Below are 12056 nucleotides of genomic sequence, written 5' to 3'. Positions count from 1 at the left end.
CGAAGCATTGGTGCGGCAGGTTGCATGATGAGAGTTCAAGCCGCAGGACGAGTATTCACATCGCATCTCTATAGAGCGGTGACAGAGCGGATTGCTTTGCCAATGAAGTGGTCGGCAATCGGCAAAAGCATCAGACCACCCACCAGACCTATGCCAATCATATACCACCGATATGGCTTAAGACTGTCAAAAGTGAAGAACGTCAGAAACCCAATAGCCGCGACGACATAGGCCGCCAAATCGAGTAAGACAAATAAAAGAGCCGCCAACATCCAGAGAAGTACAGCCATGGTTCCCCCAAAACTTGTTGACCCGTTTCTCCTCGCTCGGAGAGAGTGGTTCCGGCAATTGCTGAGTACCTGAATAGAGTCTTTCGCGATTGAAGCAACCTGATCAGGGCGATTTCAATCACTCGCTAACGTACGGATTGGCACCGAAAACGGCTCTTCCAATAGAAAAAGCCCCGACTGCTTGAATCTCTGTTGCTGTCGGCGCAGCGCGCTTTAGCTTTTTACCGCAATCATCTCGACAGGTGCGATGAGGCCTGCGGCGATATTTGCCTCCATGTTTCCTACCTTCTCGGCTGTGCTGTGCTGCATCAATGTGTGAAGCCCGAGCGGTGGCGGACCGCCACGGGTCGCGTTGGCTTCCCGGATCTTGCGGAAGAAATCCAGTGCGAAAGCACCCCGGTTGTTCTCAGTCAGACACTCAAACCCGGCAGCCTCAAGCGCTTTCCTGTAGCCTTCCGGCCCGGTGAGCCAGCTCGTGTCGCGACCGCCGGCCCATGGCACTGGATAGGCCAGGTCGCCTTCGCCCGTTCGCATGATATCGTAAATGCCGAACCGCGCACCTGAGTCCAAGACACGGTGAACCTCGGCAAACAGGGCCTCCTTGGCGTCGATATTCATGCCGACATGCATCATGTAGGCACGCTGGAATTCGCGATCAGGAAAGGGCATGGACAATGCGCTGCCTTGCCTCAGAGACACCCGGTCGGACAGTCCCACCCAATCGCAGAGCACCTGACCCGTCTCCACATATTCCGGTGTGAGGTCAATGCCTGTGACCTGAGCCTCATAAGTGGCCGCCGCAAACCGCGCCCCACCGCCAAGGCCGCACCCGACATCCAGCACTGTCATGCCTGCATTGATATCAAGCTGGTCGAGAAAGTGCTTGCTGGCGATGCGGCCACCAATATGAAATTCGTCAACCGGTCCCAAATCGTCGACCGTGACCCTGTTCGGACCCAGTCCAAGATTCGACAGGCCGTCTTCGATTGCCTGCAGCAAATCGCCGTGGCGATAGTGCGCAGCAATCTGTTCATTGAGGGTCATGTGCGTGCCTGACTGTTAGCTTGCCGATGGTGATGATCTTGATCGCGACCACGCTCCAAATCAACTCCGAAAGCAAAAAGCCCCGCCAGCGCGAACTGGCAGGGCTTTTATGGAAACCGGTAATCCGGAGAGGCGTCTATACGATGCCTTCGCGCTGGGCGCGCTTGCGAGCCAGCTTGCGGGCGCGGCGAACCGCTTCAGCGCGCTGACGAGCTTTCTTCTCGGATGGCTTTTCGAAGTACTGACGGGCCTTCATTTCCCGGAACAGGCCTTCGCGCTGCATTTTCTTCTTCAGCGCGCGCAGAGCTTGCTCGACATTGTTATCGCGGACGACGATCTGTACGATTGTTCTTCTCCATTCGTTAGGGGCGTCGCCCCGATTCAATTCGGTTGAGGCCTACAGACCTCGGAAGCGGGGCCTATATCACGGCTCTGGCCGATTGGCCAAGCCCTTAAAGCCATCAGGTTCAGTTATGACACAAACACCGTCCGAAGTCCTCAGGTTCCGCTGGCTGGACGCAATGCTGCCGGATGTCCCCTTTGATGGCTGGACAGAGACCACAGCGGCCAGGGCCGCCAAACAGGCAGGCCTCAGCGAGGGCGAACAGGCGCTGGCGGCGCCAAATGGCGTACCCGACCTGATTGACGCTTTCTTTGACCGGGCGGGGCAGGCGGCTCGCGAGGCGCTTGCGGATCAGGATATCTCGGCCCTCAAGACGCCCGCGCGCGTAAAGGCGGGTGTTCTGGCATGGCTTGCTGCGCTGGAGCCGAACCGGGAAGCGGTCCGCCGCGCCGCCGTTCGGGGCCTGCTGCCCTGGGGCGCGGCCTCTGCGGTCCAGCGGACCTGGCGCATCGCAGACATGGTCTGGGACGAGGCGGGCGATACATCAGAGGATTACAATCGCTATTCCAAGCGGGGCCTGCTGGCGGCGGTGATCCCACCGATCATCATGTATTGGCTCGACCAGCCGTCGGATGAACAGCTCGATACCTATATCGACCGGCGTCTCAGCCTTGCCTCGGGCATCGGCCGGAATCTCGGGCGAATTGCCAAGCCATTGCTTGACGTATTGCCGGTCTCGCGGCCCAATGGGTCCACGAAGGCGTAGGTTCATTGTCAAGGAAGGGTAAGTTGTCGGACAGAAGCTGAACAAACGCCCCAGGGGGCTGGGGGGGCTGATGGGTCCGGGGTGTCTGCTGAACACCTCCGTCCGACAATTAGAAGATGATTGTCGTCGGGGGCGGACGCAAGGCGTAAACATGGCAAAACTGCCCCAATTACCCCCGTTTTGCATTAAATCGCGGTTAGGCGAGCTTACCAGCCACCTTTTCGCGTCTCAGGAGAAACCAGAAAGGGAAAAATGGCTGAAAACACGCACCGGATAACGCCCCCGGAACCGCGAATCGCTTTTCACAAGACCGAACTCCAACCGATTCTCGACGTCTATGGCCGATTGGTCATGGCCGGCAAGGCAAGGGACTATGCCATTGGCATGCACAAGGACGTCGCGATCTTTGCCATTTTCCGACGACACGCCGAAAACCCGACATGGCGGATCGAGAAACAGCCCCATCTCGCAAACATGCAGGGCCAGTATGTGGTTTATGGCCAGGCCGGTCAGGTGCTGCGCCGCGGCCGCGAACTGGCGCAAGTCCTGCGCGTTTTCGACCGCAGCCGTTTCCGCGTCATTGAGTGAAATTCGATCGAATGCATTAACACGCTGTTAACTAAAAAATTCTTGCGGAACGCTCTGGAACATTATAGGAACATGCTCATCAGAACGGAGCATGAACATGGGTATCGACGTAAGATTTCGGGGACGGTCAGGCAAAGCCTGGGATTTCAAACGCGTTCCATTGGATGCGCCTTGGGCGCGCACGGCAGGCGTGGCATTGTTTGCCGCTCCGGACACATATGGATGGCGCATCATCCGCACGATTGAATTGTCGGGTAAGCCAAACGACGTCCAGCCAATCTGGGCACTCGCCGATGCCGAACGCTACGGCGCGCGGGCGGTCTTCCTCGCCACGGAATTCGATGCGCGCACACGGCGCCTGATCGTGGACGATATCGAGGCCGGCTTCAGCCCGGTCTGCGTAACGGATCGCAGCCGGGCCGACGCCGCACCCATCGCGGCCTGATCTATTCGATTTCCTGACCCGGCCTGTTCAGGGCGGCCTGTGCTTCGGCCGTTTCTGCCAGCCGGGTCAGTTGTACGAATTCCGCGCGATAGCCGAATTCATCCGGGCCCTTGGCACCATTCGCCAGATTTCGGATTTCCTCCCAGCCGAAACCGGTGCCGAGGGCCTCTCCCCCTTTCAGCATCTCGCCGTAGCCTGCCACCGCCGTGGCAAAGCGCGCCCATTGCGGCGCGGCGGCTGTGCTGGCCACACGGTCGGAAAGGGTGACAGGACGCTCCAGCAGGATGGAGTCCTCCGCGCCGGGGGCCTTGTAGCGCAGTTTCACAAACGCATACTCCCCGGACGGATCGCTGGCCGACGTATCCGTGTCGCCATAGCGCAGCGGATCGATCTGCGCGGCGTCTGAGCCAACCGGCGTGATCTCATAGATCGCCGTGACGCTCGTGCCCGCGCCAATATCGCCGGCATCGACCTTGTCATTGTTGAAGTCTTCCCGGTCCAGCATACGGGTCTCGTAGCCGATCAGGCGATACTCGGCGACGCGCGCCGGATTGAACTCCACCTGGATCTTCACATCATCCGCAATGGGAAAGATATTGCCCGACAGGTCATCGGCCAGAATCTTGCGCGCTTCGCTCAGCGTATCGACATAGGCCGCCGTGCCGTTTCCGGTCTGGGCGATCTTCTGCATCATCGCATCATTGTAATTGCCGCGTCCGAAGCCGAGCACGGACAGGTAAATGCCGGTCTCGCGCTTGCGGGAGACGAAATCCTCCAGCCGTTCCGGATCGGAAATCCCGACATTGAAGTCGCCATCGGTCAGCAGCATGACGCGATTGACGGCATCGTCCTTCAGGCCCTGTTCGGCCAGCGAATAGGCAAGGCGCAGGCCTTCACCGCCCGCGGTAGAGCCACCGGCTTTCAATTCTTCCAGCGCCGCAACAATCTTGCGTTTGTCGCTGACCGGTGTCGGCTCCAGGATTTCCCCGGCGGCGCCCGCATAGACGACGATGGCGATCGTATCGGTTGGCTCCATCTCCTCCAGCATCAGCTTGATGGCCTGCTTGGCCAGCGGCAGCTTGTCGTCGGAGAACATTGATCCCGACACGTCCATCAGCAGGGTGAGATTGATGGGCGGGCGGGCATCGCGGTCAATGTCCCGGCCCTGAATGCCGATCTGCATCAGCTCGCGTCCCTCGGCAAAGGGCGACGGCATCACATTCACCTGGGTCGAGAAGGGGGCCTCGCCTTCGGCGGGCTGGGGATAGGTATAGTCGAAATAATTGATCAGCTCCTCGATGCGCACGGCATCCTTGGGCGGCAGGATGCCGTCTTCGAGAAAGCGCCGCACATTGGCATAGGAGGCCGTGTCGACATCAATCGAGAAGGTCGAGACCGGTTCTTCGCTGACCAGCTTGACCGGGTTCTGCTCGACATCCTCATACTGGTCCCGGAATTCGGGTGCGGGCGCCAGGATCACTGGTGCGGCCATTGCTTTGCCGAGCATGGCCCGGGATTCCATCACCATTTGCGGCGGTGGCGGAGCAGGGGGCGGTGGGGGCGGCGCGGATGAGTCCTGCTGGCTGCCCGTGACAGTTACCGTTTGCAACTCCGCGTCGCCTGCCTGACCGGTCTCACTCGTTTCACAAGCCGTCAGTATTGCGGCGGCGGCCACTCCGGCCAGAACCATTCCTCGCATGCGCATGATGTCCCTCCTCATTGCGTCCTTGAGGTGACAGAATGGTAAGCCGCGCATGGCGTCAATAAGGCGAAGCCCGGATAGTTTGTGGCAAAATGCCTAGTTCGACAGGTCGACTTTCGAAATGTACCAGCGCTCCACATCTCGTTCGAGCAGGGAGAGGGGGCGTGGTCCGCCGCCAAGAACAACGGCGTGGAATTCTGCCAGATCGAAATCGGGGCCGAGCACGCGTTGGGACCGTTCGCGCAGATCCAGTATGCGTTGCGCGCCCACCCAATAGGCCGCTGCCTGTCCGGGCCAGACGGCATAGCGGTCCACTTCCTGAGCCATGGCCTCGGGTGATTGCCCGGTCGTCTCAGCGAGGTAGTCGATTGCCTGCTGGCGGGTCCAGTGATCGCGATGCATGCCCGTGTCTGCCACGAGACGTGCAGCGCGGAACAACATGGATTGCAGGAATCCGATCCGGCCCAGCGGATCGTCCGTGTACAGGCCGCGATCATGCGCGAGGATTTCGCCATATACAGCCCAGCCTTCGCCATAGGCTACATTCCAGGTCATCTGACGGATCAAAGGCAGGTTGGCGGTCTCTGCGGTGAGAGCGCTTTCCAGATGGTGCCCCGGAATCGTCTCGTGGAAGACCAGCGTCGCCAGCATGAAGTCCGGCCAGTCCGTCATATCACTGAGATTGATCTCGAACTGGGCCGGGGCCGAGCCATTGGCCGGGGCCGCGCTGTAGAAGGCCGATGGGGCAGATGCTTGCAGAAAATCCGGCACGGCACGGATCGTCACGCCCGTCCGCGGCATGCCGGGCATGATTTCGGCCATGTTCGTCTCTGCGCGAACCATATGCGTCCGCATGCGTGCCAACAGGGCCTCGCGCCCTTCCGGCGTGTCTTCGTACAATTGGCCTTCGAGTAGTGACAGGGCCGCCAGCCGTTCGGTCAGCGTGCCTTCAACCAATTCCTGTGCCTCCAGCGCGGCCATCAATTCTTCGGTCAGTTGGGCCACTTCGGCCAAGCCCTGTGCGTGCAGGGCTTCGGCGGTGATCCCTTCATCCGTATAGGCTGTCAGGGCGGCGTCATAATAGACATCCCCGCCGGGCAGTTGCCAGACGCCGGGCTCTTCCGGCGCGTCGACCTTCAGCGCCTCCAGCGCGGCGGCGAACTCGGCATAGGCAGGCAGCACGTCATTGCGCACAAGCGCGTCGACGCGGGCGGCGAGTTCTGTTTGCTCCTGCAGGCTGAGGCCATCCGCGCCCGAGGCGAGATTGTCGAAGGTCGTGACCAGCAAATGTGCCTCGGCGGGCCCTGCGCCGATTGTTTCCGCCAGTGTTTGCATACGCTGCAGCACGAATACGGGCGGCACGATCCCGGCGCGGGCATCGGCCTGAAGGCGGCGGCGCTCGTCCTGCAGCGCGCCGGGCAATTGCGCCAGTCGGCTGACATAGTCGCGCGCATCTTGAGCGGTGCCAAACGGATGCGCGCCGGTCAGCAGGTCGGGCACATCAATATATGCCCCGCGCATATGGTCGGCGACATAGGGATAGGCGTGGCCAAGACCGGTCTGGCCATGACCAGCGACAAACAGGGATTCCGCGGTCTCATATGCCTGGATAACCGTGTCGAGGTGCCGGGCCTGTTGCCCGCCTTCGACCGGGCGCGGCGCGGCCAGCAAGGCTTCGAGAATTTCGAGCCGTTTGACGCGTGTCCGCTCAAACGCAGCCTGGGAGCGGTCAGTGAGATAGGCGTTGAAATCATACCCGGTGGCGTCCTCGGACAGGCCCAGCCGGGTCGCCATTTCCGGATTGTCAGCAAGTTCATTCGCGGCAATCGAGGCCATCAGATCATCAACCTGGCGCGCAATCCGGCGGGGTGTGCCCGCATCGTCCACAGCCGGCGTACAGGCAGCCGCCAGCGACAGGACAGCCAGTCCGCTGGAAGCGCCTTGGAAAACAGATCGCATTGAGGCTGGGAAGCGCAGTTTCATTGGAGAAATATGACCTTTTCCTGACTGTAGTTCCCACGCTTTGGGGTGTTGTGGGCTGTGGCTATTTCCGGTAACGATCCGGCAACAATTTCGGGAGTCTCCAACGTGAACACAACACCTGCAACCCCGCCAGCGGGCGGACAGCCGAACCTTTCCGGCACCGTGATGTTCTACAAGCAGCCTCAGCCGCTGTCTGCAGAAGCTCATGCTGGCCTTGGCGTCAAACAGATCGAACAACCTTTCGCGTTCCTGCGGGAGTCCCATGCTGTACCGGTAACGGTTTCCGAATTCGGAAGAGCGGCGAGTTTTTACCCGCTGATCTTCGTCGGCGAAGAACGCACACCAGTTGCCGTGATGGGCATCCGTCAGGGCCAGAACCTGTATGTCGACAATAACGGATTCGTTGCTGACGACCATTACGTGCCGGCCTTTGTGCGCCGCTATCCATTCGTCTTTGCGTCTGATGAAGGCTCAGACCGTCTGGTCCTGTGCGTCGACCGCGCCGCGCCGATGGTCAGCAACCAGCCGGAAGTGCCTTTCTTCGAAAACGGCCAGCCGAGCAAATTCACCAATGACGCCATTGAATTTTGTAAGGAATTCGAGCGCCAGCGTCAGGCCACCGTCGAATTCGGTCGCATCCTGAAGGATATGGATCTGCTGGAGCAGAAGACGGTTTCCTTCCAGCCGCGCGACAATCAGGGCAATCCGGTTGGCCAACAGCAGAAGATCGCTGACTATTGGGCTGTTTCCGAAGATAAGCTGAACGCGCTGCCAACCGAGAAATTCCTCGAACTGCGCAGCAATGGTGCCCTCGGCGCAATCTATGCGCACCTGATTTCGCTGATGAACTGGCAGGTCGTGATCCAGCGCGCGGTCCGCATTCAGGCGACCGAGGCGGTCGCAGCGCCCGTCAACTAGGCTTCACGCCCATCGAACAGGAAAAGCGGCTCCATCCGGAGCCGCTTTTTTCTTGCGCGCCATGCCATGGTCACTGTGTCATCACGTTTGAGCGAGGCCCTTCATTCTGCGACCAATCGCAGGCATACGGGCACACCAGTACATATGCCGCCTAAAGGACCTCTCATGATCAGAGCTCTCATCCTGCCGTTTCTCGCCGCCCTGATGGCGATGATGCCGGTTGCCTACGCCCAGCCCGTCGATGGGGGCCGGGCCATGGTCGAGCTGATTACCGAACGCGAACGCGTTGAGCCCGGTGAAACATTCTATGCCGCGATCAAGATGGACCTCGATGCGGGCTGGCATGTCTATTGGCGCAACGCCGGGGATGCTGGCCTGCCGCCGCAAGTCGATGTGCTGGACGGCAGTGACATTACCGAAGCCTCCATCGGCCCCTTTGTCTGGCCCATTCCTCATCTGCTGCCGGTCGTGGAAGGGGAGATCATGGATTATGGCTATGATGACCGCCTTGTCCTGCCATTTCCGCTGACCATTCCCGCCGATGCGATGGGCAGCGTGCAGCTCAATCTCCTCGCTGATTATCTGATCTGCGAAGAAATCTGCATTCCCGAAACCGCCGAAGTGAGCCTGACCTTGCCCGTCGGCCCCAGCGAGCCGCACATCGAAGATGGCATGCTGATCAGCAAATGGATCGCGAAAGCGCCGCGTGATTTTGATGGCGAAGCGCGTATCGACGCCAGCAGCAGCCTCTGGAAGCTGAGCCTGAAAACCGAAGGCGGCTTCGATCCCGGCTCCAACATCCGGTTCTACCCCTTTGGCCATGAAATCAGCCATCCGGCAGACCAGCCGCTCAGTTTTGGCAGCGATGGGGCCACGCTCAGCCTGACGCCTGCCGATGACAGCCTGGAAGCAGCACTTGAGGGCATTGTCGTCGTCGAGACCCCGGACGGAGACCGTGCCGGCTATACGATTGCCGCCGATCAGGGGAGTGTCTTCGAGAATACGGCGGGCATCGCCGCCCGGTCGGCATCGTCCGGCGCAGGTGGCCAAAGCCTGATCGCGCTCGCATTGGCGGCGGTGATTGGAGGCCTGATCCTGAATCTGATGCCCTGCGTCCTTCCGGTGCTCTCCATAAAGGCGATGGGCATGGTGCACGCGGTCGCGTCCGGCCATGAAAGCGAAGTGCGCAGCCACGGGCTCTGGTATACGGGCGGCGTCCTCCTTTCCTTTGCCGCGCTTGCTGCCGCCATCATCGCGATCCGCGAAGCTACCGGCACGGCCAATCTCGGCTTCCAGCTGCAGAACGGCCCAACCGTTGCCGTGCTGACGCTGATCATGTTTGTCATCGGCCTCTGGCTGCTTGGCATGTTCGAGCTTGGCACATCGATCCAGAATACCGGCAGCAGCCTCGCCTCGCGCAGTGGCTCGATGGGCGCCTTCTTTACCGGCGTGCTCGCCGCTGTGGTGGGTGCGCCCTGTATCGGGCCCTTCCTCGGCGCCGCGCTTGGGGCCGTGCTGGATCGTCCGGCGATCTCGGTCCTGATTGTCTTCCTCGCCATGGGGCTTGGCCTGGCATTGCCCTATCTGGTGCTCAGCTTCGTGCCGGGCCTGTCGCGCCTGCTGCCCAAGCCGGGGCGCTGGATGGAGACATTGAAGCAGTTCTTCGCCTTCCCGATGTTCCTGACTGCGGCGCTGCTGCTGTGGACGCTTGGTGCGGTCTCTGGCCCGGCGGCGGTTGCATGGACCGTGGCGGGCGGCACGCTGATCGCCTTCGGCATCTGGCTGGCCAGACGCGGCGGGGGCACGCTCGCCAAGGCAGTCGCTGCCATCGCCGTGATTGCGGGGCTTGTCTATCCCGCGCTGACGGCGAACTCGTCGGTGGCGGCAGGGGAGGGCAACGCCCAGTATGCGGAGAAATATGAAACTGAAGCCTGGAGCCCGCAGCGCGTTGCGGAACTCACCGCAAAGGGGCGTCCGGTCTTCGTGGACTTCACCGCAACCTGGTGCGCCACCTGCCAGCTCAACAAGGCGACGACGCTCAAGTCAAAAGCCGTCCAGAACGCTTTTGCCGCGCATGATGTGGCTTTTCTCGTGGCGGACTTTACCCGCAAGGACCCGGTCATTGCCGAGGAGTTGAAGCGGCGCCAGCGGGCGGGCGTACCGATGTATCTCTGGTATGCCGCCGGAGCGACCGAGCCGGAAATCCTGCCGGAAGTGCTGTCTCAAAAGCTTGTGATTGGACTTGTCACGTCTGAGTGAGCATGATGCGAACTCCACGACATATTGGAGGATCCCGCATCATGATGAGCCGACGCAACTTTTCCCTCGCTGCTGGCATGGCCACCGCTGTGGCACTCAGCGCTGGCGCCCTGATCGCCTCGACGGCCCAGGCCGCCCCCGATGCAAGCGAGCCCATGATCGCCCCGGACTTCACCGGCACGACCGCGACGGGTGAGACGGTCTCCCTGTCGGATTATGCCGGCAAGCGGGTCATCCTCGAATGGACCAATGATGGCTGCCCGTTCGTGCAGAAACATTATGCCGTGCCGCCTGCCAACATGCAGGGCCTCCAGACGGATGCGTCCGAGAGCGATGTCGTCTGGCTGTCCATCATCTCCTCGGCCCCCGGCAAGCAGGGCCACCGCACCGGCGCAGAAATCCTCGACATGAATGAAGGGCGCGGCGCCACGCCTGAGCATGTCATCATTGACGAGAGCGGCGATATTGGCCGCCTCTACAAGGCCAAGACCACGCCGCACATGTTCCTGATCACCGAAGACGGCATGGTGGCCTATCAGGGCGCAATTGACGACACGCCATCCGCGCGCGTCTCCGATATCGAAACCGCCACCAATTATGTATCGGCCGCCATGCAGAGCGTGGCTGCGGGCGAACCGGTCGAAGTCGCCAGTTCCAAACCCTATGGGTGTTCTGTGAAATACTGACGAGGGATACAGCGAACGCACTGCGTCCAAATCGGTGCAGGAAGAAACTGTTGCTTGAACCGGGTGGCAATGCGCCTTACACGCGCTCGCCATGCTCCAGATTGTGCCCGAAACCCCTGAACTCCATGCCGATGCGATCGAAGACCTCTTCGCGCGCACCTTCGGCTCGGGCCATTTTGCCAAGACAGCCGAGCGGTTGCGGGAATATTCCCATTCCCTGCCAGAGGTGAATCGCGTCGCGGTGCTGGATGGCAAGGTGATTGCCGTCTGCCGTGTCTGGCCACTCAAAGTCGGCCCCAGCCGGGATCGCGCCCTGTTCTATGGCCCCGTCGCCGTTGGCCCGTCGCACCGGGGCAGCCGCCTTGGCCTGACCGTCACGGGCGAGGCGCTGGAGGCCGGCAAGGCCGCTGGCTGGCCCGCCGCCATCCTGATCGGCGCGCCCGCCTATTTCGGCGAGATCGGCTTTACCGTCACGCCAAAGCACCAGCTTATCTTCCCCGGCCCTCAGGACCAGTCCCGCGTCATGGTGAAAAGCCTTGCGGGAGATGCCGGCCAGCTTTCCGGCCGCGTCACCGCCGCCTAGAGCAACTGCGCCACGGCAAACCAGATACAGGCCCCGGCGGTCGCCAATTGCATGAGCGCGGTCAGCAGTGTGCCCGCCGCGCGGCCAAAGCTGCCGCCTGAGGATCCGCCAAGGCCCACCGCATGCAGCACGCGCCCGACGAAAAACGTCGCGCCCAGCACATGGATCAGCCAGCCCGGCGCGGCCATCGCCCCCAGCACGACAAGGCCCAGCACGACCAGCGGCACGTCTTCCACCGCATTGCCCTGCACGCGGATGGCGCGCTGCATGGCTTCATTGCCGCCATCCCCGAAGCCGACCTTCTCTTGTGTCCGCACTTGGCCGACGCGGAACTTCAGCGCCAGCATCAACAGGCCGAACAGGCCCACATAAAGTGTTGCGATTGCCATCGATGTCATGTCTCAAACCCTCCCTTGGTTTGCGCGCACCCTAGCGGGGTTTGCAGCGGA

At 61.2% G+C, this 12056-nt stretch carries 13 protein-coding genes; 7 read left to right on the top strand and 6 right to left on the bottom strand.

Going from position 1 to position 12056, the window contains the following annotated elements; all coding sequences use genetic code 11:
- Nucleotides 1–68: 68 nt before the first annotated feature.
- The 3 genes from B2P82_RS12610 to rpsU all read right to left on the bottom strand — a co-directional run bounded on the left by B2P82_RS12610 (nt 69) and on the right by rpsU (nt 1680).
- Nucleotides 69–290 carry a hypothetical protein gene (locus B2P82_RS12610; protein WP_206991391.1) on the bottom strand — a complete coding sequence of 74 codons (222 nt, stop codon included), beginning with the start codon at nt 288–290 and terminating at the stop codon, nt 69–71.
- 213 nt (nt 291–503) lie between these two features.
- Nucleotides 504–1334, bottom strand: coding sequence for a class I SAM-dependent methyltransferase (locus B2P82_RS12605; protein ID WP_290497311.1), 831 nt, complete (start codon nt 1332–1334; stop codon nt 504–506).
- Nucleotides 1335–1470: 136 nt separating this feature from the next.
- Nucleotides 1471–1680, bottom strand: a complete 210-nt coding sequence (gene rpsU / locus B2P82_RS12600; protein WP_156947899.1) for a 30S ribosomal protein S21 — start codon at nt 1678–1680, stop codon at nt 1471–1473.
- A 127-nt stretch (nt 1681–1807) separates the two neighbouring features.
- On the opposite strand from rpsU, the gene B2P82_RS12595 reads away from it, so the two are divergent.
- From B2P82_RS12595 to B2P82_RS12585, 3 genes are all read left to right on the top strand, one after another.
- The gene (locus B2P82_RS12595) at nt 1808–2443 is read left to right on the top strand and encodes a COQ9 family protein (RefSeq protein WP_290497309.1); all 636 of its coding nucleotides are present in this window, start codon (nt 1808–1810) and stop codon (nt 2441–2443) included.
- 252 nt (nt 2444–2695) lie between these two features.
- Nucleotides 2696–3031 carry a DUF2794 domain-containing protein gene (locus B2P82_RS12590; RefSeq protein WP_051607849.1) on the top strand — a complete coding sequence of 112 codons (336 nt, stop codon included), beginning with the start codon at nt 2696–2698 and terminating at the stop codon, nt 3029–3031.
- 97 nt (nt 3032–3128) lie between these two features.
- Nucleotides 3129–3476 (top strand): hypothetical protein, encoded by a 348-nt coding sequence (locus B2P82_RS12585; protein ID WP_290497307.1) that lies wholly within the window; start codon nt 3129–3131, stop codon nt 3474–3476.
- A 1-nt stretch (nt 3477) separates the two neighbouring features.
- Here the strand turns inward: B2P82_RS12585 and B2P82_RS12580 are convergent, their stop codons facing one another.
- Entirely contained in the window at nt 3478–5181 is a 1704-nt protein-coding gene (locus B2P82_RS12580) for a vWA domain-containing protein (protein WP_290497305.1), read from the bottom strand.
- A gap of 93 nt (nt 5182–5274) precedes the next feature.
- Complete coding sequence (locus B2P82_RS12575; protein WP_290497303.1) at nt 5275–7161, bottom strand: DUF885 domain-containing protein; 1887 nt, start codon at nt 7159–7161, stop codon at nt 5275–5277.
- Between the two features lie 105 nt (nt 7162–7266).
- On the opposite strand from B2P82_RS12575, the gene B2P82_RS12570 reads away from it, so the two are divergent.
- The 4 genes from B2P82_RS12570 (at nt 7267) to B2P82_RS12555 (ending at nt 11607) form a co-directional block, all read left to right on the top strand.
- Nucleotides 7267–8079 carry a SapC family protein gene (locus B2P82_RS12570; RefSeq protein ID WP_242517403.1) on the top strand — a complete coding sequence of 271 codons (813 nt, stop codon included), beginning with the start codon at nt 7267–7269 and terminating at the stop codon, nt 8077–8079.
- A 165-nt stretch (nt 8080–8244) separates the two neighbouring features.
- Complete coding sequence (locus tag B2P82_RS12565; RefSeq protein WP_290497301.1) at nt 8245–10338, top strand: protein-disulfide reductase DsbD family protein; 2094 nt, start codon at nt 8245–8247, stop codon at nt 10336–10338.
- A gap of 41 nt (nt 10339–10379) precedes the next feature.
- Entirely contained in the window at nt 10380–11024 is a 645-nt protein-coding gene (locus B2P82_RS12560; protein WP_233347757.1) for a redoxin family protein, read from the top strand.
- 91 nt (nt 11025–11115) lie between these two features.
- A complete protein-coding gene (locus B2P82_RS12555; protein WP_290497298.1) occupies nt 11116–11607 on the top strand; it encodes a GNAT family N-acetyltransferase in 492 nt (163 codons plus the stop codon).
- On the opposite strand, the gene B2P82_RS12550 is transcribed toward B2P82_RS12555, so the two are convergent.
- Nucleotides 11604–12005, bottom strand: coding sequence for an MAPEG family protein (locus B2P82_RS12550; protein WP_290497296.1), 402 nt, complete (start codon nt 12003–12005; stop codon nt 11604–11606). The two genes, B2P82_RS12555 and B2P82_RS12550, sit on opposite strands and share 4 nt — an antisense overlap.
- Between the last annotated feature and the right edge of the window lie 51 nt (nt 12006–12056).

This window comes from Hyphomonas sp. UBA4494 (genome assembly GCF_002388935.1).
GTDB lineage: Bacteria > Pseudomonadota > Alphaproteobacteria > Caulobacterales > Hyphomonadaceae > Hyphomonas.
The sequence above is the reverse complement of the archived record's forward strand: the minus strand, read 5'-3'. Positions and strand labels throughout refer to the sequence as shown.